The organism is Rathayibacter sp. VKM Ac-2804 (assembly GCF_009866655.1).
Lineage (GTDB): Bacteria > Actinomycetota > Actinomycetes > Actinomycetales > Microbacteriaceae > Rathayibacter.
In genome coordinates this window covers 1,353,325-1,379,269 of record NZ_CP047420.1, presented here as the reverse complement: position 1 = coordinate 1,379,269, position 25,945 = coordinate 1,353,325, and the positions used below count along the sequence as shown (strand labels likewise).

Below are 25,945 nucleotides of genomic sequence, written 5' to 3'. Positions count from 1 at the left end.
CCACTTGTGCACGCCTTCCACGGCGTGTCGCGTGCACAAGTGGCATCTCGCGGGGAGGGTCAGCCCGCCCGGCTACGCTCGCGGGATGAGCATCCTCAGCGCGGACGGCCTCGAGTTCGTGACCCAGCGGCACCTGGCCACCCTGTCGACCCCGTGGCAGCAGGGCCGCCTGCACGTCGTCGCCGTCGGCTTCACCTACGAGGACGGCGTCGTGCGCGTGATCACCTCGCGCGAGAGCCAGAAGGTGCTCAACGTCCGCCGCGGCGGCACCGCGACCGTCAGCCAGGTCGACGGCATCCGCTGGCTGAGCCTCGGCGGCCCGGCCTCGATCGAGGAGGACCCGGATGCCGTCGCGCACGCCGTCGAGCTGTACTCCCAGCGCTACCGGACGCCCCGCGAGAACCCGCTCCGCGTCGCGATCCGCATCGACGTCGACTTCGCCCTCGCCTCCTCGGGCCTGCGCGCGGAGTAGCCCCGTGCACTCCCCCGACGCGCTGAGGGCCGACGGCACCGTCTCGTCGCTGCGGACCTACCGCTACGTCCGGGTGTCACTCGTCGCTGCCGTGCTGTTCCTCGGCGTCGGAGTGACGTGGCACCTCGCCACGCTCGGCCCCCTGCGCTCCATCAGCGCCGCCTACTACACGCCCGTGCGCTCGATCTTCGTCGGCTCCCTCTTCGCCGTCGCCGTCGGCCTCGTGGTCCTCGCCGGGCGCAGCCTCCGCCGCACGCTGCTCGTGATCGCCGGCTTCACCGCTCCCGTCATCGCCCTGGTGCCCGCACCGATCCCCTCCGACGAGCTCGAGCTGCTGACGGGCACCGGCTGCCCGGCGGGCGTCGCGCGCTGCGTCGCCCCCGGCACGGAGGACGCGATCGCCGTCGGGATGCTCGCCTACCTCGTCGTCGCCGCGGCGGCCCTGGTCGCCTCGCTCGCCTTCCTCGCCGTCGACCGCGCGCTCGACCGCGGCGCCTGGCTGCGCGCCGGCGGTGCCGCCGTGCTGCTCGCGGGCCTCGCCGTGTTCTCGACCACCGCGGCCTTCGCCGACCTCGGCCACTACGCCGCCGCCGCGCTCTTCTTCCTGCTCATCGCCACCGTGGCCGGCATCCACGCCCACGCGGTGCGCTCGCAGGGCGTCCGCGGACCGGGCTCGCTCCGCGCCTACTCGCTCGCCTACTCCGCGCTCGCCGTCCTCCTGGCGGCGGTCGACGCCGCCGCGATCGTCCTGCTGCTGACCGGCCATGCCTCGGCGCTCCTCGGCGAGCAGTGGCTGCTGATCGTGGAGGCGGTCGCCCTCGCCCTCTTCACCGCCTTCTGGATCCTGCAGACCGTCGAGAACTGGCGCGATCCGGACGCGGCGGCCCGCTGAGCGGTCGTCCACCCGTCCGCCGTTCCGACACGACGACAGGAGGAGGCCTCGTACGAATCCGTCTCAGGTGCCGCCTCCGAGCGGATCGAAGCGGCAGCCCTCCAGCGCCGCCCGGCCCGCGTCCTCTTCGGCGAAGGGGTAGTCGTCATTCGAGACGTCGTTCGCGTAGTCGGATGTCGAGTACGAGGGCGGCACGACCCCGAAGCGGATCAGGCACTCCACGATCAGCGTGGTCTCGTCAGCCCGATCCGGGTTGCGATGGGTCCAGCTGTAGAGGGCGCCGATCTCGGTCTCGCCCGAACTGCGGGAGCAGCCCTTCACATCCTCGTTGGCGGCATCGGCATCCGTATCCGGAGCGAACGTCAAGTGGAAAGACCCGTCGAGCGCGTACTCGTCGATGCCGTAGCCGAGATCCGCCACGCACCTGGTGAAGCGGTCGATCATCTCCGCGCGCTCCTCCTCCGAGACGGTCCCGTCCTCGATGACGGACCTGGTGAAGTCGTCCGTCGCCCGGTCGTAGGAGGCGGCGAACTCCGAGGCCCACGGGCCGCTGAAGGCAGGCCTTTCGAGAGCCGGTTCGGACTGCCTCTCAGAAGCAGTGGGACTCGAGCATGCGGTCAGGCCGAGGAGCAACGTGGCGCTCAGGACGAGGAGCGTCTTCCTGATCATTCGGCCGGGCTGCCTCTGCGAGTCGAGGCCAGGAGTCGCTGTCGAAGCAGAAATGCGCGAACCGGCACGGGCGAAGAGACGCATCACCGTCTGCCGACCTGCTCGAACTGCTCCCGGACGTAACGCGGGTGGATGAGCTCACGCCAGGCCCAGCCTGCCCAGGAGATCTCCGGGTCCGGGATGCGCCGCTTCCAGACGGAGGCGGCATAGGCCGTCGCGCCGAGGGTCGCGGCGACGCCCGCGAGCAGGGCGTTCCCCAGGGCGAAGGCCTCGAGAGCGAGTATTCCGATGAGCACAGCAAGGAGGCCGCAGCCCGCCATGAGAAAGCCCGGCCGCCGTCTCGGAGCGCGCCCTCTTCCTACCAGCAGGCCGGCGAAGAGTCCTATGAGCATTGCTGCGGCGGTCACCATGTTGTCCCTAACGTGGAGATCACTGGCACTCCGGCGAGCTCCACCGCAGGGCGATGGGCGCCGGAACGACCGAGATGAAAACGCACGAATCCGCGTCAGCAGCCAGTTGCGCCTGAAGGAACCACTGGGCACCCAGAACGGCGCAAGCGACGCCGAACGGACCTGGCAGCGCCGCGCAGAAGCCGGTGATCGCGCCGTACGAGGTGAGATCGCGAGTCTCCGACTTGCTGAATCCAGCTCCATACGCCGCGCTGTACCACTGCCACGTAGGGTCGGCGACGACGGGGTAAGCCGTGGACGGACTCGGTGTGACGACTTGAACCAAGTCGTTGCCGCGAATCTCGTAGTGCGTCTCTACGGCCTGACCGCGCGCATCCTGTGCCCATGCCGCACCGATCGAGTACACCTGATAACGTCCCTCAGCGTAGAAGCCGACTGCCCAGAAAGTGCCGTCCATGGCTTCAACCGGGACGAAATCACCGCCGACCGCGTAGCTGAACTCGTGCGCACTCCCCGCACCTCTGATCACGGACTGCACTCGCGTCGCTCCACTCTCCAAGACCTGGACCGCCAGATCCGCGTCACCCGATAGCGAGGAGTAGACGACCGTTCCATCGGCCGCTTCCTGCCCGGCTCCGACGGCGACATCGCTGGGGAGGGAGATCTTGAGAGCACCGCCACTGCTTGTCGAGAGAAGGAGGGGGTCGTGGGAATCGCGCGGGACGGTCGTTGCTCGATCGGATCCCGTCCATCCGTCGTCGCGCTCGAGAAGACCTTCGACGCCCCCATGATCGGGTGCCACGCGCTCGATGAGGGCCGCGGTGTCGTCCGCCGGAGCCAGGAGCGCGGCGCTCTCCGTCGCCTCGGCGTTCGCCGGAACCACCGGTACCACGACGAGGATCAGTGTCCCCAGAGCAGCGATGACTCCCTTTGCGAGGCGACGATGCGCGACCGTTCCCGACCTTGTTCTCTCCATGACGTCGCCCTCCGAATCTCGAAGCCGTTCGAGCGAACGGCTCATAGCAGAGTAAATACCAGTATGGTGCCGAGGGTTCGATCTGGCGCGAGGTGCAGTCGCGCACCGCGGCTGGTCCACCGACAGAACGGGCCGAATCAGACCACGCGGGTCCGGAGAACGAAGAAGGCCCGCTCTTCCGAGCGGGCCTTCCGTGTGGTGGTGGATCCGAGGGGATTCGAACCCCTGACCTCTTCATTGCGAACGAAGCGCGCTACCAACTGCGCCACGGACCCGTGCCTTCCGAGCCGTCACCGGCCCGAACAACTCGTCCACACTAGCACGTGGCCAAGGGGGCGTCGGAACGCTCAGGCTCCGCGGCGGCGCTGCAGGGCCTGGTCGAGGTCGATCGCGTCGACGCCCTCGACGACGCCCATCGAGGCGAAGCGCGAGGACGGGCGGGGTGCCTCGGGGACGGGGACCGGGCCGGTCGCACGGGGCGAGCGGATCGGCGCGACCTCGGGGGCCGCGGCGGCGGCGCGCTGCGCGATCTCGGCGTCCGCGGCGGCGGCGCGGAGGCGCTCCACGGCGTCGATCGAGGCCATCGCGCTGGCCGCGACGGTTCCGCGAGACAGGTACAGCGGCTTGGGCAGCGGCTGCGGCGTCCAGCGCGTCTCCTCGGCGGCGGCGGCCTCCTCCTCGGGGGCGGCGGCCTCCTCGGCGAGCTCGGCCTCGAAGACCTCGGCGCGGCGGCGGGCCACCTCGGCGGTGCTGGTCGAGACCGAGGCGGGAGCGGCGCTGCGCTGCCGGCCCGGAGCGAGCAGGATGAGGGTGCCCAGCCCGGCGGCGAGCACCAGCACGCCGACCAGCGGCACGACGCCCGCGCCGCCGAAGGGCAGCATGACCAGCCCGACGAGGGCGACGACGAGGCCGATCAGCACCGCCAGCGCCGCACCCTGGCGCCAGCGCATCGCGCCGGGAGCCGTCCGCGTGCTCTGCCGCGTGCTCGCGGCCGCTCGCCGCAGCGCTTCGCGCGCCGCCTTCTCCGCCTGTGCCAGCTCCATCGCCTGTGCCTTCTCTTCGGCTCGTTGTTTGGTCTCGGTCGCCCGGAGGGTGCGCTGCTGCAGCGCGACCTCGCGGGCCGTCGCCTCCGCACGTACGTGCTCGGGCACCTCGGCGGTCTCGGCGAGGATCCGCAGGGTCTGCTGAAGCCTCACCGCGTTGCGCTCGGTCGCGTAGAACGACCGCCGGCGCATCCACGCGGGGATGAGGTAGGCGACCCACAGAACAGCGGCGAGCGCCCAGACGACGCCCCCGCCCAGCCAGTCGCTACTCATGCGACCAACGCTAGGAGCACGGGGCGCTCCCGTCCGTGATTACGGGTAGGTGTGTCCGTGCGGATCGCGGATCAATCGGCTCCCCGTAGGGGGGACACCGGCGCCGTCGGGCGGCCCGGAGAGGCCCGATCGGCGGGAGGCGCGCTGGTCGGCGTCGGTCGGCACGCCGACGTCGCTCGGCACCTGGCCCTCGAGGTAGCGGCGCAGGACGCCGCGCGGCACCTCCTCCGCGACGAGGGCGAAGCAGAAATGGTCGCGCCAGTCGCCGTTGATGTGGATGAAGCGGCGGCGCAGGCCCTCGTAGCGGAAGCCGAGCTTCTCGACCACGCGCAGGCTGGGCCGGTTCTCGGGGCGGATGCAGATCTCGATCCGGTGCAGCCCGAGGTCGAAGAAGGCGTGGTCCGTGGCGAGCGCCACCGAGACCGGCGTGATGCCGCGGCCGGCGTAGCGCTCGGAGACCCAGTAGCCGATCGAGCCCGAGGAGAGCGAGCCGTAGCCGATGTTCGAGATGTTGAGCTGGCCGGCCAGCTCGCCGTCCCAGTCGATCAGGAACGGCACGCCGCCGCCGGCGCGCGCGTTCTGCTGCAGCGAGCGGATGCTGGCCCGCACGTCGAAGGCCGCGCCGCCGCGGGGGTCGGACGCCTCCCACTGCCGCAGCCAGGCGCGATTCGCGATCAGCTCGCGCTCGAGGGGGCGGGCGTCCCGGACCCGGATCGGGCGGATGGTGACACGACCCTCGGTGAGCGTCGGGATCGGCAGCGGCATGTGCTGACCCTACTGCGCGGTAGTGGCGGTCGAAGGGGGTGGACCGGAGCGCCGGAAAGCGGCAGGGGCATCGGCGACCGGAGCCGCACGCATGCCGGTCGAGCAACGCCGAGCCGCATGCTGGTCGAGTAGCGCCTACGGCGCGTATCGAGACCCACGTCCGCCAGAAGAGCGGCACTGCAGGCCCGACTGCTGGCGACGGTGGATCTCGATACGCCCGCTGGGCGGGCTACTCGATCAGCATGGAACAAACGCCCGCTGGGCGGGCTACTCGATCAGCGTGTGCGGGCCGCGGAGCGGGCTGCTCGAAGTGCAGCGCCCGCCCCGCGGGCTCCTCGCTCAGAGACCCGCGACGAAGTCCTTCAGCCAGGGCTTGAGGTCGACGCCGAGGTCCTCGCGGTCGGAGGCGAGCTGCACGATCGCCTTGATGTAGTCGAGCTTGTCGCCGGTGTCGTAGCGGCGGCCGCGGAAGACGACGCCGTAGACGCCGCCGAACTCGGCCGGGTCCTGCGCCATGCGCTCGAGGGCGTCGGTCAGCTGGATCTCCCCGCCCTTGCCGGGCGGGGTGTCCTCGAGCACGCCGAACACGTCGGGCTTGAGGACGTAGCGGCCGATGATCGCGAGGTTGGAGGGCGCGTCCTCCTTGGAGGGCTTCTCGACGAGGCCGGTGATGCGCACCACGTCGTCCTCATCGGTGGTCTCGACCGCGGCGCAGCCGTAGAGGTGGATCTGGTCGGGGTCGACCTCGAGGAGGGCGACGACCGTGGTGTCGCGCTGCTCCGCGACGTCGATCATGCGGGTGAGGAGGGGATCGCGCGCGTCGATCAGGTCGTCGCCGAGGAGGACGGCGAACGGCTCGTCGCCGACGTGGCGCTGCGCGCGGGAGACGGCGTGGCCGAGGCCCTTCGGCTCGCCCTGGCGGACGAAGTGCACGTCGGCGAGGTCGCTCGCGTACTGGACGTGCGCCAGCTTGGCGTCGTCCAGCTTCTTGGCGAGGTTCTGCTCGAGCTCGGGGACCGAGTCGAAGTGGTTGGCGAGCGCGTTCTTGTTGCGCCCGATGATGACGAGGACGTCCTGGAGTCCGGCGTCCGCGGCCTCCTCGACCACGTACTGGATCGCCGGCTTGTCGACGACGGGCAGCATCTCCTTGGGGATGGCCTTGGTCGCCGGCAGGAAGCGGGTGCCGAGACCGGCGGCGGGGATGACGGCTTTGCGGATTCGAGTGCCCATGGGGCGCCATACTAGCGGCGGCTGTGGTCCGGCACGTTTCGGCCGGATCGGGGGCTTGACCGCCGTGTACCCCGCTCGCGGACAGAGCCGCCGAAGAACTCCTCACGATCGCGGTCCGGCACTCCTCGCGAGCGCGATTCCGGCCGGGGAAGCCGCCGGACACCCCGGATCTAGACTGGGCTCCATGCCAGCCGACATCACCCACGAGAAGCGGGCGCTGCGCGCCGAGCTCCGTGAGCGCCGACGCACGCAGACCGCGACCGCCCGCGAGCAGGCCACCCTGCACCTCACCGAGCACCTCGAGGAGCTGGCGACCCGGGTCGGCGCCCGCTCGATCGCCTGCTACCTGTCGGCGCCGGACGAGCCGAGCACCCGGCCGTTCCTCGGCTGGGCCGAGGGCCGCGGCATCCGCGTCCTCTTCCCCATCTCCCGCCAGGACGGACTGCTCGACTGGGCGGTCGGCGACGGCCACACCGAGACGCAGGGCCTGTTCGGGATGCCGGAGCCGGTCGGGCAGCTGCTCGGCCCCATCGCGATCAACGACGTCGACCTGATCATCGTCCCCGCCGCCACCGTCGACCGCTCGGGCATGCGGATGGGCTGGGGACGCGGCTACTTCGACAAGACGCTGGGCTCGATGGAGAAGTGCCCGCCGGTCTACGCGGTGATCTTCGACAGCGAGTTCGTCGAGCACGTGCCCAGCGAGGTGCACGACCAGGCGGTCGACGGAGTCGTCACCCCCTCCGGCATCGTCGACATCCGCCGCTGATCCGCTCTCCTCTTCCTCCTCCCCCGCCGCCGCCACCCGCCTCAGGAGCACCAGTGCCCACCTACTCCTACCGCTGCACCCAGTGCGGCAACGCCTTCGACATCCAGCAGAAGTTCACCGACGACACCCTCACGGAGTGCCCGAGCTGCCAGGGCGCGCTGCGCAAGGTCTTCAGCGCGGTCGGCGTGACCTTCAACGGGTCGGGCTTCTACCGGACGGACTCGCGGGCGTCGGGCTCCGGTTCCGGTTCCGGTTCCGGTTCGAAGGAGTCGAAGGGCGAGTCGGGCGGAGGGTCGTCCGCACCTGCCGCGACCGGCTCGGGATCCGGAGGGTCGTCCTCGGGCGGCTCGGGCTCCTCGTCGGGTTCCTCGGGCTCGGGCTCCTCCGGCTCCGGCTCCTCCGGCTCCTCGTCCTCGGGGTCCGGCTCGTCCGGGTCCTCGGGCTCCTCCTCCTCGAAGCCCTCGTCCTCCGGGTCGGGCTCCTCCTCCTCCTCCTAGGGCCGCCACTCCTCCGGGAGCCGACCCGCCTCCGCGCACCTCACCCCGCCCGCCGGCAGAAACGGAACAGACCATGATCAACGGCTTCAAGGAGTTCATCCTCCGCGGCAACGTCATCGACCTGGCGGTGGCCGTGGTCATCGGCGCCGCGTTCACCACGATCGTCAACGCGATCGTGACCGGGATCTTCAACCCGCTGATCGGCGTGATCTTCGACGCCTCCTCGCTCGAGGGGATCGGCTGGACGCTGCGCACGGGAGAGAACGGCGAGCCCGACACCGTTCTCGCCTGGGGCGCTGTGCTCTCCGCGCTGATCCAGTTCGTGATCGTCGCGTTCGTGCTCTACTTCGCGTTCGTCCTGCCGATCAACCACCTCAAGAACGCCGCGTTCAAGAAGAAGATGGACGACGCGCCCGCCGCCGAGGACAAGGCGCCCACCGAGCTCGAGCTCCTCGCCGACATCCGCGACCTGCTCGCCAACGGCGGCACGGCGACCACCGCGAACTCCGGCAAGCACGTCGACTGACGTTCCGGCACGGCGAGAGGGGCGGCGATCGCGAGGTCGCCGCCCCTCTCCGCGCGTCGGGCGATGTCCGCGGAGCGCACTCCCGCCGCCGCTTCCGAGGCACATCTTGTTAACGGTAACAATCTGCTCGCGTGTCGCCCTCGCGAGCCTTTAGTGTGTGGTTCCTCACCACCCGTGCGACGGAGCACCGGCGCCCTCGCCCGAGGGTCCGCGGCCTCGTCGCCCTCTCGACGACGAGGAACCCTGCATGAGACGATCACGATCGACGTTGCGGTCCGCTCTGGCGACCACGACGATCGCAGCCACCGCGCTGCTCGGAGCCGCCCTCCCGGTCTCCGCCTCCGGAGCGACGGCTCAGCCGCTGCTCCACTACAGCTTCGACACCGCCCCGACCGGCACCACCGTGGCCGACACGAGCGGCAACGGCTACAACGGCACGCTGCGCGGCACCGGCGCCACCGTGGCCGCGGGCGCGCTCAGCCTGCCGGGCGGCTCCGCCGCCGCGGCCCCCTACGTCGACATCCCGACGGCCGGCCTGGTCGGCAAGAAGGACATCACGGTCTCCACCTGGCTGTCGAACCGGACCGGGCCCGCGAACACCGCGGCCGCCTTCCTCGGCGCCCCCGTCGCGGCCGGAGCCTCCTTCTCCTCCGGCTACTTCCTGCTGAACCCGACGAACCCGGCCGGCTACGTCAAGTCGGTCGTGACCAACGCGACCAACGCCGGCGCCCCGTGGAGCACCGAGGTCGGCCCCGGCTCGACGAACGCCGCCAGCACCGGCCTGCGCACCCCTGCCGGCTATTCGCTCTACACGACCGTCATCGACGGCACGAACGGCACCCTCTCGGTCTACGTCAACGGCAGCCGCATCGGCCAGAACGCGATCGCGCGCAACGTCTCCTCCTTCGGCGCCTCGCTGGTCGGCTACCTCGGGCGCTCGACCTACAACGACGCCGGCTGGAACGGCCTCGTCGACGACTTCGCGGTCTACGACAGCGCGCTCACCGCCGACGCCGTCACCGCGCTGTACTCGTCGCAGGCGATCGACCGCGCCGTCGCCTCCGTCAGCATCCCGACGACCGCGACCGCCGGCTTCGCTCTGCCCGCCAGCAGCGCCGGCGTCGCCGTGACCTGGCGCTCGAACAGCACGGCCATCGCCGTCTCCGGAGGCAGCGCCGTCGTCACGCGACCGGGCGCCGGCTCCCCCGACGCCGCCGTGACACTCACAGCGACCTTCACCTCCGGCAGCGACACCCGCACCGTCGACTACCCCGTGGTCGTCACCGCGGAGCTCGCCGACGCGGACAAGGTGCAGCGCGACCTCGACGCCGTGACCGTCGCCCAGGCCGGCGACGTCCGCACCAACATCTCGGTGCCGGCCCGCGGAGCGCTCGGCTCGAGCATCGCCTGGAGCGTCGTCGGCTCGAGCGCCGCGTCGATCCGCGACGGCAGCACCGCCGACAGCCGCACCATCGTCGTCGAGCGCCCCGCCGCGGGCAGCCCGGCCGTCGACGTGACGGTCCGCGCGACCGCGACGAGCGGATCGGTGACGCGCACCCGCGACTTCACCCTCCGCCTCCAGCCGCTCCCCACCGGCAAGGACGACACCGAGGCCTACGTCTGGGCCTTCTTCACCGGCGAGGGAGCGGGCGCCGAGCGCGTCAGCCTCGCGGCTTCGAAGGGGAACGACGCCCTCGACTGGAACACGCTGAACGGCGGACAGCCCGTCTTCACCTCCGACCAGGGCACCAAGGGCCTGCGCGACCCGTTCGTGATCCGCTCGCACGAGGGCGACAAGTTCTTCATGCTCGCGACGGACCTCAAGATCGACGGCCTCGCCGGCGGCTTCGACACCGCGCAGAAGTCGGGCTCGACGTACATCGAGGTCTGGGAGTCGACCGACCTGGTGAACTGGTCGGCGCAGCGTCACGTGAAGGTCTCGACCGACTTCGCCGGCAACACCTGGGCGCCCGAGGCGTACTGGGACGACGAGCTCGACACCTACGTCGTGTTCTGGGCCTCGAACATGTACCCGACGACGAACGCGGCCGACCGCACCGCCGTCACCTACAACCAGATGATGTACGCGACCACCGACGACTTCGTCACCTTCTCGGAGGCGAAGCCGTGGATCGATGTCAAGCGCGGCACCGGCCGCGGCACGATCGACTCGACCATCGCGAAGGACGGCGACACCTACTACCGCTTCACCAAGGACGAGGCGTCGATGACGCTGCGCGAGGAGAAGAGCACCGACCTGCTCGCCACGATCAGCGGCTCGCTGCCCGGCACCTCCGGACCCGCGGACGAGTGGACCCTGGTCAAGGAGCGCGTCGCCTCCGGCCTGCCCAACGGCGAGCCGAACGGCACCTTCACCAGCGGTGAGGGCCCGAACGTCTTCCCCGCGAACGAGGGCGACGTGAACGGCCTCGACTGGTTCCTCTTCATCGACCAGCCGGACTACCACGCGGGACCGAACCACTACATCCCGTTCGGCACCGACGACCTGGCCGCCGACGCCTGGCAGCCGCTCGGAGCGAAGCTGCGGGAGAACCTGCCGCAGAACTCCGACGGCGGCAAGCCCCGCCACGGCACGGTCATCCCGGTGACCCGCGCCGAGTACCAGCGGATGCTCGAGGCCTACGCTCCGGCCATCGCCGTCACCTCGGTCGCTCCGATCGCGGTCTCGACCGCCGTCGGCGTCGCCCCGGTGCTGCCGAGCGCGGAGCTCACGACGGTGGACGGCGCGAAGCGCACCGTCGCCGTCACCTGGGACGCCGTCGCCCCCGCCTCCTACGCCGCCGCCGGCACCTTCACGGTGCGCGGCGTGGCGCAGGACGACTCGCGGATGCCGGTGACCGCCACGGTCACCGTCCAGTCGTCGCTGAAGCTGACGGCCGCAGCGACCACCCGCTGCGTCGCCGGCAAGGTGGTGCTGACGGTCGTCGCGACCAACGGCGACACCGTCCCGATGGACGTCACCGTCACCTCGACGGCGGGCACGAAGTCCTTCGCCGGCGTCAAGGCGGGCTCGAACGCCTCCGCCGCCTTCACCGTCCGGGCCGCCCAGCTCGCGGCCGGCGAGGCGACGGTGACGGCGACCGCCACGGTCGGCGGCACGACGGTCACCTCGACGGTGAAGGCCCCCTACGCGGCCCGCACCTGCGGCTGAGCCGGGGAACGCCCTGACGGCGGCCCGTCGCGCTCCGGCGCGGCGGGCCGCTCCCGTGTCGGGGAGCCCTGCTGACCCCTTTCGCGAGATGCCAGTTGTGCACACCTTTCGCGGCGTGTCGCGTCCACAAGTGGCATCTCGCGGAGGGGGTCAGTAGTGCGGGGGGACGTCCTCTCGGAGGCGGGCGTCGTTCGGGCCCGTGTCGGGGCGCGCGGGCGCAGCCTCGGGGTCGGGGACGACGGCGTCGTGGGGGGACGGGTCGGTGCCCGGCTTCGCGGGGAGGGTCGCCCGCCGGCCGCCGCGCGAGCGCCGGAGCGGTCGGTCGGCGCCGGCGGGCGCGGCGGCCCGGGAGTCCTCGGGCACGCTCAGTCGGCGGGCAGGGGCGTGATCGGCTGCGTCTCGTTCGACGCGGGAGCGGCGTCCTCGACGATCGGCGCGCCGGCACCCACCGGCACCTCGATCGGACCGGTCGACGTCTCGTCCTGCGGAGCGCCGATCAGCCCGGCGACCCGCGCGGCCACGGCCTCGGGGTCGGCGAACAGCTCGAAGTTGTGTACGCGGAGGTAGTGCCAGCCGAGTCGGCGCAGCAGCTCGGGTCGCAGCCGCAGCGAGACCCGGAGGCTCTGCGTGCTGACGTCGCGGTCGGTCTCGACGACGACGGCGCGGGTGCCGTGCGCCGCGACCAGCGCGAGCTTGCCCTTGTGGCCGATGTTGACGCGCAGACCACGGCGCTCGAGGCGCGCGGCCAGGTCGACCAGCATCGGCTCGGAGTAGTCGTCGCGGTCGCTCGGCTGGACGCGGTCCTCCGCCTCCTGCAGCACCTGGGCGAGCGCGACCATGCCGTAGCGCATCCGCGACTCGTCGATGTCGCCGGGGCGGAAGCAGGAGACGATGTCCATCGAGCGGCGGGCGCGGGTCATGCCCACGGCGAGCAGGCGCTCCCCGCCCGGCTCGGCCAGCGCGCCGAAGTTCGAGAGCAGTCGCCCGTGCGGGGTGCGGCCGTAGCCGATCGAGAAGATGACCCGGTCGCGGCTCTGCGCCACCGACTGCTCGAGCGTCACCACGGCGAACGGCTCGGGCCGGTCGCCGAGGATGAAGTCGTTGAGGTCCGCGCGCTTGGCGAACGCGGTGAGCACGGCCTGCTGCACCCGGACGGCGTGCCGCGGGCTCGCGGTGATCACCATCAGCGACTCGCGCGGGCGGATGACCGCGTGCTCGAGCACCAGCTCGACCACCTTCGCGACCTCGGCGTCGACCGACTCGACCGCTCCGGAGTCGTTCTCGGGCATGCCGTGACCGCTGGCGATGTAGTGGAAGCGCAGCGAGTCGTGCCCGAGGAACGAGCCGGCCCACGGCAGCGAGTCGATGCGGCCGCCGTAGAAGCGGCGGTTCACCAGCTCGGCGAGGTCCTCGCCGCCCGCGCGGTAGCTGCGAGTCAGCGTGACGGTGTTCAGGAGCTCGCCCAGGCGGGCCAGCGCCGACTGCGCGTGCAGCGCCTCGACGTCGGTGCGCGAGGCGGCGCTGCCGAACTCGACGGTCTCGTCGACGCGCAGCGAGAACGGCGTCGGCGTCTGCGTCACCGGGTCGCCGAACGCGACGACCTGCTTGGCGCGGCGGATCGCTCCGACGTTCTCGGCGAGTGTCGTGGCTCCGGCGTCGACGAGGAAGACCGCGTCGAAGGTGGTCTCGGTGCCGATGCGGTGCACCTCGTACGGCGAGGCGAGCCAGGCCGGGGCGAGCACGCGCGAGAGGTGCGGCGCGGCCTTCTGCAGCTCCTGCGGCGTGGTCGAGGCCTCGGAGCGCAGCAGCGCGCGCAGCGCGTCGCGCTCGAGCTGCCAGTCGACCAGGCCGATCTTCCAGGTCTCCGAGAGCTTCCAGGCGAGCAGCTCGGCGCTCGAGGCGGCGTGCGCCTCGTCGACGAGCTTGAAGTCGGCCTCGAGCCGGTCGAGCACGCTGGTGTTGCCGCCGAGCAGGGCGCGCTCGTCGGTCAGCATGATCTCGAGCGCGGAGCGCCACCAGGCGAGGTCCAGCTCGATCGCGACCAGCTCGGCCGGCACGTGGCGGCGCGAGAGGTCGGTGAGCAGCGGGTCCAGCCCCCACTCGCGCAGCGTCGAGAGCAGCGTCGTGCGCTCCTGCAGGTTGGCGAGCACCTCGCTGTCCTCGGCGAGCCCGGAGACCATCGAGACGAGCTCGGCGAGCGGGAGGGAGGCGAGCGGCGTGCTGCCGCCGCGACGGCCCAGCGGCTCGTCGAGCCGGCCGAGCTGATCGGACACCTGCTGGAACGCGACCTGCACATCGGCGACGCCGACCGGCACCTCGGGGACGGTGCCCGCGACGGCGTAGCGCTGCCAGAGCGTGCGCTGCTGCTGCACGCGGCGCAGCGACGCGTTGAGGTCGGTCACGTGCGCGCCGGGCCGCATGTACTCGCGGGCGAGCTTCTTCAGGCGGCGGCGGTTCGTCGACGACATCTCGGCTGCCTCGCGGCGGGGCGAGGTGGCGACGATGAGGTCCTGGATCGAGCGATCGAAGACGGCGGGCTGGAACTTGTCCAGCGTCTCGCGGACGTCCTGCAGCAGGCGGAGGTAGATGCCGAGCTCGGCGACCGACTCGAACGGACGCATGCGCGTTTGCGCGATGACGTCCTGGGCGCGGTCGAGCAGGCGCGGCAGATCGCGCAGGTGCAGGCGCTTGGCCAGCTCGTGCGCGGCCTCGGCGTCGGCGGTGGAGTCGAACTGCGCGCCGTACCAGGGCGAGTCGCCCGGGCCGTAGCGGAACTCGCCGAGGCGGGCCGACTCGATCAGCATCCGGGTCGCCTCGGGCCGGCTGTGCGCGAGGGCGGTGACGGCACGGCGGTCGAGGCGGGCGGCGGTCGACGGCGGCGTGCGCAGCTGCGAGAGGCGCGCCAGCTCCTCGAGGGCCTGCAGCGCCGAGACGCCGAAGCTGGGGTCGCGGCGGGAGAGGGCACCGCGGTAGTCGAGCAGCACCTTGCGCAGGCGCAGCAGCGCGTCGTCGATCTCGCTGACGGACGGGCGCGCGGCCTTCTCGTTGCGGCCGATCGACTGGATCAGGTCGCGGCGGAGCGTCCGCGGGCTGACGGCGATGCCGCCGAGGCCGGCGGAGAGCAGGCGCTGGTGGATGCTGTCGAGGCTGGAGCGGCGGGCGCCGACCACGAGGACGCGCTTGTGCTGCGCGGCGAGCGCGCCGATCGCGTTGACGATCGTCTGCGTGCCGCCCGTGCCGGGCAGGGTCTTCACGACGAGCGAGTTGCCGGCCGCGATGTTCGCGATGACCTGCTCCTGCTCGGCGTCGGCGTCGAGGAGGAGGTTGTCGGTCGCCGGCGGACGCTCGTCCTGCGGGATGATCGACGCCACCTTCTGCGACTGCTGCAGCGCGCGCTTGGCGGCCGGGTTGCCGGCGACCGCGTCGAGGACGGGGTGCTCGAGCATCCGGGCGTCGCGGAGCATGTCGCCCGCGACGTCGGCGAAGCTCGACACCACGAGGCGCGGGTGCACCGCGAACCAGGGCAGGTGCGAGGTGAGACCGCGGAGCTGGTCGATCACCGGCTGCGGCTTGAAGACGCCGTTCTGCACCGCGAGCTCGACGAACTGCTCCGGGTCGATCGTGATGCCGAACTGCTGCTTGAGCGCGCGCGCGAGCTGCGGGTTGAAGTAGGGCTGGCCCTTGAGCTTGAGCTCGAAGTCGCGGCCGTAGCGGCGGATCGCGAGCGGGCGCAGCAGGACGGGAGCGGTGAACTCCGTCTCGCCCGCGCGCCACTGCGCGAGCCCGATCGCGAGGTGCACGCCCTCGATGCCGCGGACCGAGCGCAGCTCGATCCCCTTGTCGGTGATGGCGGCGGCGGCGTTCTTCGCCGTGCGCAGCGCCAGCTCGTCGCGGATCAGGGAGGAGAGCAGGGTCGTCTTGCCCGAGATGAACGGCGGCAGCCCGCCGGGGTGCGTCGTCGACAGCTCGATGCGGGTGCGCGGCGAGTCGACGAAGTGCAGCAGGGGCGAGGGGCCGCCGACTTTGGCGAGCTCCTCCCGCCAGGACTGCCAGACCGGGTCGGCCGCGTTGCCGCCCTGGTAGCCGGCCTCGCCGCTCGTCACCTGGACGGGCGTCGCGGCGTTGGAGGGGAGCTGGAGGGCGGACGCCTCGCGCGGGTCACCGGACTCGGGGGAGGTCGCCACCGGTCCGGCTCCTGGGAAATCGTCGACACGTTGCACACGGACACCCTAAGCCGGGGATCTGCGAAAGGCCGTAGCGACGCGGACCGGCCGGACGACCGCGGTGCCACCCGCGTCTGGGGGGGGGGGTGCCGGGCTCAGGTTAGAAGGAACGGCTCGCGCGGGTGTCGCGGCCGGCCCTGCCTCCCCGGTCCGGCCAGACGCCGAGCGGAGGTACGCTCTCGACCCGGCGCTCGCCGTCCACGAGCACGATGCGGCTCTCGACCCGGTCGTGCCCGCCGGCCGAGGCCACCGCGATCATCACGGCCTCGGCGTGGTCGCGGGTCAGATGCGCGAAGGCCGAGCGCAGGTCGACCGGGCGGCCGGTGGCGATCGACAGCGCGATCCTGGCGACGGCCTCCTCGGAGAGGTCGAGCAGGTGCACGCCGCACCGGAGGAGCACGAGGTCGACGACCGGACCGGCGTCGGTCCCGACGACCCACGGCAGCCCGGGCCGGGCGCAGCCGGTGCGCCGGAGCAGCTCCTGCGCGAGGGCGACCGAGGGGGCGGCGGCGGACGGGACGGCGAGGACGGCGGTCACGAGTCGGCTCCGGCCGGCGCGGACGCCCGGCGGCGGCTCTCCCGGCGGCGACTCTCCCGGCGCACGGCCCGGACGGCGACGGACGCCGCGGCCGTGACCACGCAGATCAGCCCGACCAGCGCGGGCGCGAGCCAGCCGAGCACGCTCGCCCGCTCGACGGCGGGGCCGACGTACGACCACTGGGCGAGGCCGTGCACGAAGACGGCGAAGAAGCCGAGGGTGATCCCGGTCAGCGCGGTGACGAGATCGGCCGGGCGGAGGACCTCGTCGTCGTCGGGGAGAGCGGCGGGCGCGGCGGGAGCCGGATCGGTGGTCGGCAGCGCGAGGGTGCCGGTGGACGGAGTGGACATGGAACCGATGGAACCAGTCGGCGGCCGTCTCCTGCGTCCTCCGCTGGCATGATGGCGCGCGCCGTTCGGCTCACGTCGCGCGGCGCCGCCCGAGCGAGGACTGGAAGCGCAGCAGGTAGCCGTCGGGGTCGGTGACGAGGACCTGGCGGACACCCGCCTCCTCCTCCCCCACCCGGTACCAGCGGGTCTCGGCAGGGGCGAACAGCGCCACTCCCGCCTCGGCGAGGGCCGTCGCGACGGCGTCGGCGTCGTCGACGTCGATCTGGAGGTTGAGACCCCGCCCCAATGGGCGCTCCAGCGGCGCGGTGATCCAGTCGCGGGTGCTGCCGATCCGGTCGAGCATGACGTGGGCGCTGCCGCGGACGAGAGACGCGAAGCCCTCCTCCGGCCGCGCGTAGCGGACCGCGAAGCCGCAGGGGCCGCACCAGAAGGCGAGGCTGCGCTCGAGGTCCTCGACGAGGAGCTCGGGGACGAGGTCGGGCTCGAAGGCGGGGTCGGGGACCTGATCAGCGGCGCTCACGGCGCCATCGTGCCACGGGTCCGCAACGGCGCAGCGGCGCGGGGCCCGGACTAGGGTCGACGGCATGGGGGCGGAGAGCACGGGGATCGGGGACGACGGGAACGACGCGGACGCCCCGCAGGCGACCGGCGAGCGCCCGAACAGCCATGCGGGCCGGGAGCACCTCCGCCCGGGGCTCGACGGTCCCCCGCGGTTCCCGTTCAGCCTCGCCGTCGTCGTGCCGGTGGTCCTGCTGGTGGCCGGCTCGCTCCTCGGCGCCGTCCTCTTCCTCGGCACGCCCTGGCTGCCGCTGGCGCTGTCGCGGGCGGGGCTGCCCTACGCGGTGCTGGCGCTCGCCGTCGCCGCCGTGCTCCGGATCAGCGCCGTGCCGGCCGTGCGCCGGGACCGCGCCGAGCCGCTCGACCCGGTGATCGCCTCCGGCCGGAGCCTCGCTCAGCGGGCGACCAGGGCGAGCGCCGTCACCCTGCTCGCGATCTGGCTGGTCGCCGCCCTGGCGCTCGCCCTGCAGATCGTGCCGGGGATCGCCGTCCTCGCCGGCGGGCCCGTGCTCCTCGGCGCGCTGCTGTCGATCGTGGTGAACGCACCGCTGCTCTACTCGCCGCGGATCGCGCGCTCCGAGGTGGCCGTGGTGCTCGCGCATGCGGACGGCCGTCGGCGGATCCTCGCGACCTGGATCCTCGCACCGCTCTCCTGGTTCGCCTACGCGATCACGGTGCCGATGCTCGGTCTCTGGCCCGGCGCCTAGTGCGTCGCGGCGCTCTCCTGCGTCGGCTTCGTACGGCCCGGCAGCAGCAGCAGGCCGGAGACGCCGACGACGATCAGCAGGATCGCCGCGACGGTCACGAAGGCGGACAGCGCGAGCACCGGCATGATGATCGTGAGGACGCCGGCGATCACCGAGGCGATGCCCGCGGCGATCGGCAGCCAGGACGGCCCGGCGACGGTGCGCCCGCTGGTGATGCTCGAGACGCCGTCGAGGATCCAGCCCAGGCCGATCACGAGGCCGAGGATGCTCAGCGACTCGAACGGGTTCGACAGGCAGAGGATGCCCGCGACCAGGATCAGCGCGCCGAGGAGCCCGGCGAGCCAGCGCACCCGCGTCTGCAGGCGCGTGGCCGTGAACGCCAGCAGGAGGCGGAACACGCCTGCGGCGATCAGGTGGATGCCGAAGACGATCGCGACGGTGAGCAGGGTCGGGCCCGGGATCAGCACCGCGATCACGCCGAGCGCGATGGCGATCAGCGAGACGCCGATGATCCAGCTGCGCTCGACAGCGGTGCGGGAGAGAGCGGGAGAGGGAGTGGCGGCGCCGTTCTCGACGGTGTTCTCGGGCATGGCGTTCCTTCGCGTCGGGGGCTGACCCCTCGAACGCTAGGGCACATCCGCGCCGCAGCGGTCGGGACACGGGGGGCGTCGCGCTCGACGCGAGCGCGCGCTACCCTCCGACCCCGTCCGGGATCAGTGCCGGCGACGCGCGCCGGTGCCGCGGGCGGCGCGGTGCCGGCGGATGCTGCGGATCACGAGCAGCAGCACGACCACGCCGATCGCGCCGTAGATGATCGCGTCGAGCACGCCCGCGTACTGGTCGACGAGCTCGTACTGCGTGCCGAGAGCCGCGCCGAGGCCGATCAGCAGGCCGTTCCAGACGCCGGAGCCGAGGATCGTCAGCCCGGAGAACAGCAGCAGGTTCATCCGCTCGGCCCCCGCGGGCAGCGAGATCAGACTCCGGACCCCGGGGATCAGCCGGCCGAAGAGGACCGCCCAGGTGCCGTGCCGGCGGAACCAGCCGACGGCCTTCTCGAAGTCCTCGCGGTCGACGAGCGGCAGCTTCGAGAGCAGCCGGATCGAGCGCTCCGTGCCGATGCGGAAGCCGAGCCAGTAGAGGACCAGCCCGCCGAGGTAGGCGCCGAGGGTCGCCGTGATCACGACGAGGACCAGGTTCATCCGGCCCTGCTGCGCCAGGAAGCCCGCCAGCGGCAGGACCAGCTCGCTCGGGATCGGCGGGAAGACCGTCTCGATCAGGGTCAGCAGTCCGACACCGGCCTCGCCGAGCGCCGCGATCACGCGGGCGGCGACGCCGACGAGACCGGAGAGCTCGTCGATGCTGTCGGTGGAGGAGGCCGCCGTCACGGAGGCAGGGGCGAGGGCGAGGGTCGCGATCGTCATGACTGAGAAGCTACTCAGTCCAGTGGCCCCGCACCTGGGAGATCGGGGTCGGCACCGGACCCCGCGTCAGGGGCTGCCGGTGAGGACGACCTGGTCGGAGCCCTGGAGACGCACCTCGACCGAGGCGATCTCGGCGAGCGGAAGGCCGGTCGACAGGCTCGGCTCCACTGTCGAGCCGGGCGTGCTCGTCCACGAGCCGATCGCCTCCGAGGACCCGGCGGTGTCGGTCACGTACATGACGTACCCCACGGACGCGGTGCCGACGGACGCGCTGCCGGCGGGCGACGTGCCGCCGGCCGGATCCTGGCCTGCGTCCTCCTGGCCGCCGTCCCCCCAGCTGCAGTCCATCTCGATCCGCGTGCCCCACTGCTCCGGCACGAACCGGACCGACGCCTCGACCGGCACGCCGGGCGCCGCGGCGAGCGCCACCGTGTTCTCGACGACCGCGGGCGGTGCGCCGACGACGAGCGGGAGGGCGACGGCCGCGGCGGCCGATACTCCGGCGGCGGCGAGCACGAGCCCCGCGATCCGGAACCGGGTGCGGCGGCGCACGGCATCGGTGGCGCGGGCGAGCCGCGGGAGCAGGGCGGGCGGAGCGGACTCCTCGGCGCGCTGCTCCGTCTCGAGCAGGCCGAGCGCGTCCTCCTTCGGCAGGTGGGCGAGCAGGCCGGGGATCGCGACGAACTCGCCGAGCGCCTCGCGGCAGCCGGGGCAGCTGCGCAGGTGCTGCTCGTAGGCGCGGCGGTCGGCGGGCGCGAGCGCGCCGAGGAGGTACGCCGCGTCCCAGTCGCGGAAGGCGTCGTCGCGGAAGGCGTCGTCGCGGAAGGCGTCGTCGCGGGTCGGATCGGTGCTCACGGCTCGGTCACGCCTTTCTCCTCCAGGGCGAGCTTGAGCGCCCGCATTCCGTAGTGCATCCGCGATTTGACCGTGCCGGGCGCGATGCCCAGCAGCTCGGCGATCTCGCCGACGGTGCGCCCGCCGTAGTACGCGTGCACGATCACCGCACGGTGGTCGTGGCTGAGGGTGCTCAGCGCCTCGGAGAGCAGCCAGGCGTCGAGCACCTGGTCGGTGCGGTCGCCGTGCGCGCGCTCGGGCACCTCGTCGGTGCCGAACTCGCGGTTGTGCCGGGCGCTCCTGCGGTCGTCGATGACGATGTTGCGGGCCACCGTGTAGAGCCAGGAGCGGGCCGCGGCCTCGCCCTGCGCCAGGATCTCCGGGTGCTTCCAGGCGCGCAGGAGCGCCTCCTGCACCACGTCCTCCGCCAGCTGGCGATCGCCCGTGAGCCGGAGGACGAACCGCCACAGCGCCGCCGAGTGCTCGTCGTGCAGCGCACGCAGCATCTCGGCCTGATCCTCGGACATCTCCACCTCTTCCTTCCTTCAACGTAGAGGCGCGGCGTCCGGTTCACCGCGGCTCCCGGTTCGCGCGCGGCGCCGCACTCTGGTACTCCGGAGCGGTGACCTTCCCCGATGCCGCCGACGCCGCCCGCGTCCGCACCTTCCTCCGCGACCAGCGCGCGCGCATCCTCGACGACGTCCGGCACCTCGTGATGATGGAGAGCCCGAGCGACTCGCTGGACGCGCTCGACGAGCTGCACGCGTTCCTCGTGCACTGGGTCGGCGAGCGGCTCGGGCACGCGGGCGAGGCCGAGCACCTCCGCGAGCAGGACTGCCCGAGCGCCTCGAGCTGGACCTTCCCGGGCAGCGCCGCGGGGCGCGGACCGCGCGGGTCCCGGCCGTTCGTGGCGCTGGTCGGGCACTACGACACCGTCTGGCCGCTCGGCACGACCCGCGGCTGGCCGTTCGCCGTCGACGGCGACCGCCTCAGCGGACCGGGCAGCTACGACATGAAGGTCGGCCTCGTGCAGATGGTCTGGCTGGTGCTCGCGCTGCGGCACGCCCGCCTGGCCCACCCGGCCGTCCGCCTGGTGATGAACGGGGACGAGGAGGTGGGCAGCCTCGCCTCGCGCAGCTTCCTCGAGCACCAGAGCCGCGGGGCGGAGGCGGCGCTCGTGTTCGAGGGGGCGATCGGCACCGCGGTGAAGACCGCGCGCAAGGGCATCGGCAACTTCGTCGTCGACGTCGTCGGGATCGAGGCGCACGCGGGCGTCGAGCCCGAGAAGGGGGCCAGCGCGATCCACGAGCTCGGCGCGCTGATCCCTCGGGTGCTCGGGATCGCCCGGCCGGAGGCGGGCACGACCGTCAACATCGGCGTGGTCAAGGGCGGCAGCCGGGTGAACGTGACGACCGCGAAGGTGCGGCTCGAGCTCGAGGTGCGGATCCGCGGCGCGGCCGAGGCGGCGCGGGTGGAGGCCGAGATGAACGCGCTCGAAGCGTCGGACCCGCGGATCCGGTTCGAGGTCCGCGGTTCGTGGCAGCGGCCCGTCTTCGAGCGGACGGCCGCCGTCGGCGCGCTCTACCGCCGGGCCGAGCGAGTGGCGAAGACGATGGACCTGCCGCTGACCGAGACCGCGGTGGGCGGCGCCAGCGACGGCAACCTGATCGCCGCGCTCGGGATCCCCGTGCTCGACGGGCTCGGCGCCCCTGGCGAGGGCGCGCACGCCCGGGGAGAATCGGTGAGCATCGAGGGGATGCTCGAGCGGACCGCGCTCGCGGCGCTGCTCGTGGCGAGCTTCGCCGCGGAGGGAGACTGAGATGGTCCTGTACGAGTCGCGCCCGGTCGGCGTCGTGATCGACGCGCCGGCGGACGAGGTGTACTCCTTCGTCGTCGATCCTTCGAACCTGTCGCTCTGGGCGGCGGGGCTGGCGCAGGCGTCCGTCGAGGAGGTGGACGGCCACTGGTTCGCCGACTCGCCGATGGGCCGGGTCGAGATCGTCTTCGCGCCGCGGAACCCCTACGGCGTGGCGGATCATCGGGTGATCACCGAGAGCGGCCGGGTCTTCGACAACCCGCTCCGGATCCTCGCCAACGGCGACGGCGCCGAGGTCGCCTTCACCGTCCGCCGGCACGACGGGATGACGCTCGAGCAATGGGACGAGGACTGCGACCGGGTCGCGGCGGACCTCGAGACGCTGCGGGGGCTGCTGGAGCGCGCGGACGACTGACGGGCGGAGGCCGGGGAGCTCCTCCCCAGCAGCGGGTCGCGCGATGCCGTCCACCGGTCTTCTCCGCCGCCGCGATAGGGCGCCGATCCTGCACTACATTCGACAGGATCCGGCGTTCGCCCGGGCCTTCCGCGCGAGAACGAGGGATGCCATGACCTCTCCCGAACCGACCACCCGCCCCGCCGGCGGCATCGAGCTCAACGGTCTCGACACCATCCAGGAGTCGGAGCGGCACGGCCGCCCCCGCGACCTGTTCTGGCCGTGGTTCGCGGCCAACGTCTCGGTGCTGGGCCTGAGCTACGGCTCGTTCCTGCTCGGCTTCGGCCTCTCGTTCTGGCAGGCGACCGCGGTGGCCGTGATCGGCATCGTCGTCTCCTTCCTCTTCTGCGGCTTCGTCGCCGTCGCCGGCAAGCGCGGCTCGGCCCCGACGATGGTGCTCAGCCGCGCGTCCTTCGGCGTCGACGGCAACCGGCTGATCGCGGTGATCTCCTGGCTGCTCACGGTGGGCTGGGAGACGGTGCTCGCCTCCCTCGCCGTGCTCGCGACCGCGACCGTCTTCGAGGAGTTCGGCTGGGACGGCGGCGTGCTGACCAAGGTCGTCGCGCTGATCGTCGTCGCGGCGCTGATCGTGATCGCCGGGATCGCCGGCTTCCGGCTGATCATGCGGCTCCAGCTCGCGATCACGATCGCGACCGCCGTGCTGACCGTGGTCTACGTCGTGCTCGTGCTCGACCGCATCGACCTCGCCGCCGTCGGCAGCCTGCCCTCGGGATCGGCGGGGGCCGTGATCGGCGGACTCGTCTTCATGATGACCGGCTTCGGGCTGGGCTGGGTGAACGCGGCGGCCGACTACTCGCGCTACCTGCCGCGCACCGCCGGCACCGCCGGGGTCATCGGCTGGACCACGATCGGCGGCGCCGTCGCGCCCGTCGTGCTCGTGGTGGTCGGCCTGCTGCTCGCCGCCTCCTCGACGGAGCTGTCCGACGCGATCGCGGCCGACCCGATCGGCGCGCTCGCAAGCATCCTGCCGACCTGGTTCCTGCTCCCCTTCATCGTCGTGGCCCTGCTGGGGCTCATCGGCGGTGCCGTGATGGACATCTACTCCTCGGGGCTCGCGCTGCTCAGCACCGGCCTCAAGGTCTCGCGGCCGGTCGCGGCCGGCATCGACGGCGTGCTGATGGTGCTCGGCGCGATCTACGTCGTCTTCGTCGCCGGCGACTTCCTCGGCCCGTTCCAGGGCTTCCTGATCACCCTCGGCGTGCCGATCGCGGGCTGGCTCGGCGTCTTCCTGGCCGACCTGCTCCTGCGCCGCCGCGACTACGACCAGGAGGCGCTCTACACCTCGCGCGGCCGCTACGGCAGCGTCTCGCTCGCGCCGGTGCTGCTCGTGGTGATCGGCGCCGTGATCGGCTGGGGCCTCGTCGTCAACTACTCCCCCGGTTTCGAGTGGGAGGGCTATCTGCTCGGCCCGATCGGCGGACGCGACGGCGAGTGGGCCGGAGCCAACCTCGGCGTGCTGGTCGCCCTCGTGATCGGCTTCGCCGGCACGCTCGTGCTCTCCCGCTCGGCCGTGCGTCGCCAGGAGGCCGACGCGTGAGCCTGCTCGTCGCCGTCGACCTGCAGCACGTCTTCGCCGACGCGTCCTCGCCGTGGGCGTCGGCGGAGTTCACCCGTGCGGCGGAGGGGACGACCCGGCTGCTCCCGCACTTCGCCGAGCGAGTGGTCACCACCCGCTTCGTCGCGCCGGCCGAGCCCAGCGGCGCGTGGATCCCCTACTACCGCGAGTGGCCGTTCGCGCTCGTGCCCGATGCCGATCCGCTCTACGCGCTCGTCCCCGGCTTCGAGGGGCACCGCACGATCACCGCGCCGACCTTCGGCAAGTGGGGCGCCGAGCTCGAGGCGCTCCTCGACGACTCCCGCTCCCTGGTCCTCACCGGCGTCTCGACGGACTGCTGCGTGATCGCGACGGCGCTCGCCGCGGCCGACGCCGGCGTGCAGGTCCGGGTCGTGACCGACGCCTGTGCGGGCGCCTCCGAGGCCGATCACGCCCGCGCGCTCGACGCGATGGCGCTGTTCGCGCCCCTGATCACCCTCACCACCGTCGACGAGGTGCTGGCCGTCTCCGGCACGGGAGCCTGACGAGGCCCGGGAGGTCTCGCGACGACGCCGCGCGGACCGGCATGATGGCGGGATGTCCTCCACCGACGTCCGCGACAGCGCGGCGCCCCGCATCCTGGTCATCGGCGAAGCCCTGATCGACATCGTCGAGCGCGACGGCGCGAGCACGGAGCACGTGGGCGGCTCGCCCGCGAACGTCGCCCTGACTCTCGCCCGGCTGGGCCGCGAGGCGACCCTCGTCACCGACATCGCCGACGACGAGCGCGGTCGGCGCATCGCCGAGCACCTGGGCGCCTCCGGCGTGACCGTGCTGCACGGCGACGCCGAGCGCACCTCGACCGCCCGGGCCCGCCTGCAGGAGGACGGCTCCGCCGAGTACGACTTCGACCTCTCCTGGAACCCGCCGGCCGCCGATCCCTCGAGCGCGACCCACGTGCACACCGGCTCGATCGCGGTCTACCTCGAGCCGGGGGGCTCCGCGATCGTCGAGCTGCTCGAGGCCCTGCCGGCCGGCGTCACCGCGAGCGTCGACGCGAACATCCGCCCCGCGCTCGTCGGCGAGCACAACGACGCACTGGCCCGCTTCGAGCGGGTCGCCGCGGCCTGCGAGATCGTCAAGCTCAGCGACGAGGACGCCGAGTGGCTCTACCCGACGATGCAGCTCGACGAGGTGCTGACCCGCCTGCTGGAGCTGGGCGCCCAGCTCGCCGTCGTGACCCGCGGCGGCGAGGGCCTGCTGCTCGCCTCCGCCGTCGCCCGGGCCACGGTCCCCGCCGCCCGCATCGTCGTCGCCGACACCATCGGCGCGGGCGACTCCGCCATGGGCGCGATCCTCGACGAGGCCTTCCGCCAGGGCCTCGGCGCCCCGAACGGCCTGCTCCTCGACGAGCCGTCCCTGCGCGCGATCGGCCACTGGGCCGCCCGCGTCGCCGGCGTCACCACCTCCCGCTCGGGCGCGAACCCCCCGACCCGCGCGGAACTGTAGGGGGCGCTCCGTCCGCGCCTGCCGGACACGGGGATCTACTGGGAAGAGACGCGCGCAGACATGCTGGTCGAGCAGCCCCGCAGGGGCGTGTCGAGCCCCGCGGCATCAGCAGGGCGAGTCTGCAGACTCGGCCTCTGACGCTGGTGGATCTCGATACGCCCGCTGCGCGGGCTACTCGATCAGCATGCGGGGACGATCAGCAGAAGGTGGCGGCATTCATGCTGGTCGAGTAGCCGCCGAAGGCGGCGTATCGAGACCCGCCCCTGCTGGACGCGTGGATCTCGAC

At 72.4% G+C, this 25,945-nt stretch carries 27 protein-coding genes and 1 tRNA gene; 12 read left to right on the top strand and 16 right to left on the bottom strand.

All coding sequences use genetic code 11. The annotated features are described in order from the left end of the window. Positions 1–85 precede the first annotated feature (85 nt). Both GTU73_RS06505 and GTU73_RS06500 read left to right on the top strand, forming a co-directional pair. Positions 86–472 (top strand): pyridoxamine 5'-phosphate oxidase family protein, encoded by a 387-nt coding sequence (locus tag GTU73_RS06505; RefSeq protein WP_132435910.1) that lies wholly within the window; start codon positions 86–88, stop codon positions 470–472. 4 nt (positions 473–476) lie between these two features. Beyond that, positions 477–1,364, top strand: coding sequence for a hypothetical protein (locus GTU73_RS06500; protein WP_160087963.1), 888 nt, complete (start codon positions 477–479; stop codon positions 1,362–1,364). A 63-nt stretch (positions 1,365–1,427) separates the two neighbouring features. Here the strand turns inward: GTU73_RS06500 and GTU73_RS06495 are convergent, their stop codons facing one another. The 7 genes from GTU73_RS06495 to galU form a co-directional block, all read right to left on the bottom strand. Next, a complete protein-coding gene (locus GTU73_RS06495) occupies positions 1,428–2,033 on the bottom strand; it encodes a hypothetical protein (protein ID WP_160087961.1) in 606 nt (201 codons plus the stop codon). Between the two features lie 83 nt (positions 2,034–2,116). After that, positions 2,117–2,443, bottom strand: coding sequence for a hypothetical protein (locus tag GTU73_RS06490; protein ID WP_160087959.1), 327 nt, complete (start codon positions 2,441–2,443; stop codon positions 2,117–2,119). A gap of 19 nt (positions 2,444–2,462) precedes the next feature. Beyond that, on the bottom strand, positions 2,463–3,464 hold the full coding sequence (locus GTU73_RS06485) for a hypothetical protein (RefSeq protein WP_160087957.1): 1,002 nt from the start codon (positions 3,462–3,464) through the stop codon (positions 2,463–2,465). Positions 3,465–3,618: 154 nt separating this feature from the next. After that, positions 3,619–3,694: transfer RNA gene (locus GTU73_RS06480), tRNA-Ala, on the bottom strand. Positions 3,695–3,766: 72 nt separating this feature from the next. After that, on the bottom strand, positions 3,767–4,735 hold the full coding sequence (locus tag GTU73_RS06475; RefSeq protein WP_160087955.1) for a hypothetical protein: 969 nt from the start codon (positions 4,733–4,735) through the stop codon (positions 3,767–3,769). 39 nt (positions 4,736–4,774) lie between these two features. Next, entirely contained in the window at positions 4,775–5,500 is a 726-nt protein-coding gene (locus tag GTU73_RS06470) for a GNAT family protein (RefSeq protein ID WP_123445236.1), read from the bottom strand. A gap of 339 nt (positions 5,501–5,839) precedes the next feature. Then, the gene (galU, locus tag GTU73_RS06465; protein ID WP_160087953.1) at positions 5,840–6,730 is read right to left on the bottom strand and encodes a UTP--glucose-1-phosphate uridylyltransferase GalU; all 891 of its coding nucleotides are present in this window, start codon (positions 6,728–6,730) and stop codon (positions 5,840–5,842) included. Positions 6,731–6,914: 184 nt separating this feature from the next. Between galU and GTU73_RS06460 the strand changes: the two genes are divergently transcribed. The 4 genes from GTU73_RS06460 (at position 6,915) to GTU73_RS06445 (ending at position 11,694) form a co-directional block, all read left to right on the top strand. Beyond that, on the top strand, positions 6,915–7,499 hold the full coding sequence (locus tag GTU73_RS06460; RefSeq protein WP_160087951.1) for a 5-formyltetrahydrofolate cyclo-ligase: 585 nt from the start codon (positions 6,915–6,917) through the stop codon (positions 7,497–7,499). Positions 7,500–7,552: 53 nt separating this feature from the next. After that, positions 7,553–7,996: an FmdB family zinc ribbon protein gene (locus GTU73_RS06455; RefSeq protein WP_160087949.1), complete on the top strand. Its 444-nt coding sequence runs from the start codon at positions 7,553–7,555 to the stop codon at positions 7,994–7,996. A gap of 73 nt (positions 7,997–8,069) precedes the next feature. Further along, positions 8,070–8,522: a large conductance mechanosensitive channel protein MscL gene (mscL, locus tag GTU73_RS06450; RefSeq protein WP_160087947.1), complete on the top strand. Its 453-nt coding sequence runs from the start codon at positions 8,070–8,072 to the stop codon at positions 8,520–8,522. Positions 8,523–8,769: 247 nt separating this feature from the next. Then, the gene (locus tag GTU73_RS06445) at positions 8,770–11,694 is read left to right on the top strand and encodes an immunoglobulin-like domain-containing protein (RefSeq protein ID WP_160087945.1); all 2,925 of its coding nucleotides are present in this window, start codon (positions 8,770–8,772) and stop codon (positions 11,692–11,694) included. Between the two features lie 150 nt (positions 11,695–11,844). Here the strand turns inward: GTU73_RS06445 and GTU73_RS06440 are convergent, their stop codons facing one another. The 5 genes from GTU73_RS06440 to GTU73_RS06420 all read right to left on the bottom strand — a co-directional run bounded on the left by GTU73_RS06440 (position 11,845) and on the right by GTU73_RS06420 (position 17,325). Beyond that, a complete protein-coding gene (locus GTU73_RS06440; RefSeq protein ID WP_160087943.1) occupies positions 11,845–12,057 on the bottom strand; it encodes a hypothetical protein in 213 nt (70 codons plus the stop codon). Positions 12,058–12,059: 2 nt separating this feature from the next. Continuing rightward, on the bottom strand, positions 12,060–15,878 hold the full coding sequence (locus tag GTU73_RS06435; RefSeq protein ID WP_244231793.1) for an AAA family ATPase: 3,819 nt from the start codon (positions 15,876–15,878) through the stop codon (positions 12,060–12,062). A 139-nt stretch (positions 15,879–16,017) separates the two neighbouring features. After that, positions 16,018–16,455, bottom strand: a complete 438-nt coding sequence (locus GTU73_RS06430) for a hypothetical protein (protein WP_160087941.1) — start codon at positions 16,453–16,455, stop codon at positions 16,018–16,020. After that, entirely contained in the window at positions 16,452–16,805 is a 354-nt protein-coding gene (locus GTU73_RS06425; RefSeq protein WP_160087939.1) for a hypothetical protein, read from the bottom strand. Before GTU73_RS06425 ends, GTU73_RS06430 begins: the two co-directional genes overlap by 4 nt. A gap of 70 nt (positions 16,806–16,875) precedes the next feature. Next, the gene (locus GTU73_RS06420) at positions 16,876–17,325 is read right to left on the bottom strand and encodes a VOC family protein (RefSeq protein ID WP_160087937.1); all 450 of its coding nucleotides are present in this window, start codon (positions 17,323–17,325) and stop codon (positions 16,876–16,878) included. 64 nt (positions 17,326–17,389) lie between these two features. Here GTU73_RS06420 and GTU73_RS06415 point away from each other — a divergent pair, with 64 nt between their 5' ends. Then, on the top strand, positions 17,390–18,070 hold the full coding sequence (locus GTU73_RS06415; RefSeq protein WP_160087935.1) for a hypothetical protein: 681 nt from the start codon (positions 17,390–17,392) through the stop codon (positions 18,068–18,070). On the opposite strand, the gene GTU73_RS06410 is transcribed toward GTU73_RS06415, so the two are convergent. The 4 genes from GTU73_RS06410 to GTU73_RS06395 all read right to left on the bottom strand — a co-directional run bounded on the left by GTU73_RS06410 (position 18,067) and on the right by GTU73_RS06395 (position 20,852). Continuing rightward, positions 18,067–18,660 (bottom strand): DUF308 domain-containing protein, encoded by a 594-nt coding sequence (locus GTU73_RS06410; protein WP_160087933.1) that lies wholly within the window; start codon positions 18,658–18,660, stop codon positions 18,067–18,069. The genes GTU73_RS06415 and GTU73_RS06410 overlap by 4 nt on opposite strands. A gap of 123 nt (positions 18,661–18,783) precedes the next feature. Then, complete coding sequence (locus GTU73_RS06405; RefSeq protein ID WP_160087931.1) at positions 18,784–19,491, bottom strand: DedA family protein; 708 nt, start codon at positions 19,489–19,491, stop codon at positions 18,784–18,786. Between the two features lie 66 nt (positions 19,492–19,557). Further along, a complete protein-coding gene (locus GTU73_RS06400) occupies positions 19,558–20,346 on the bottom strand; it encodes an anti-sigma factor (RefSeq protein ID WP_160087929.1) in 789 nt (262 codons plus the stop codon). Next, entirely contained in the window at positions 20,343–20,852 is a 510-nt protein-coding gene (locus tag GTU73_RS06395; RefSeq protein WP_160087927.1) for a sigma-70 family RNA polymerase sigma factor, read from the bottom strand. The genes GTU73_RS06400 and GTU73_RS06395 overlap by 4 nt, the downstream gene beginning before the upstream one ends. 95 nt (positions 20,853–20,947) lie before the next feature. Here GTU73_RS06395 and GTU73_RS06390 point away from each other — a divergent pair, with 95 nt between their 5' ends. From GTU73_RS06390 to GTU73_RS06370, 5 genes are all read left to right on the top strand, one after another. Next, positions 20,948–22,144, top strand: a complete 1,197-nt coding sequence (locus tag GTU73_RS06390; RefSeq protein WP_208543742.1) for a M20/M25/M40 family metallo-hydrolase — start codon at positions 20,948–20,950, stop codon at positions 22,142–22,144. Between the two features lies 1 nt (position 22,145). Then, on the top strand, positions 22,146–22,556 hold the full coding sequence (locus tag GTU73_RS06385) for an SRPBCC family protein (RefSeq protein WP_160087925.1): 411 nt from the start codon (positions 22,146–22,148) through the stop codon (positions 22,554–22,556). Between the two features lie 151 nt (positions 22,557–22,707). After that, complete coding sequence (locus GTU73_RS06380) at positions 22,708–24,153, top strand: cytosine permease (protein ID WP_160087923.1); 1,446 nt, start codon at positions 22,708–22,710, stop codon at positions 24,151–24,153. Beyond that, the gene (locus tag GTU73_RS06375) at positions 24,150–24,695 is read left to right on the top strand and encodes an isochorismatase family protein (RefSeq protein ID WP_160087921.1); all 546 of its coding nucleotides are present in this window, start codon (positions 24,150–24,152) and stop codon (positions 24,693–24,695) included. Before GTU73_RS06380 ends, GTU73_RS06375 begins: the two co-directional genes overlap by 4 nt. A gap of 52 nt (positions 24,696–24,747) precedes the next feature. After that, positions 24,748–25,659 (top strand): carbohydrate kinase, encoded by a 912-nt coding sequence (locus tag GTU73_RS06370; protein WP_160087919.1) that lies wholly within the window; start codon positions 24,748–24,750, stop codon positions 25,657–25,659. The last annotated feature ends 286 nt before the right edge of the window (positions 25,660–25,945 follow it).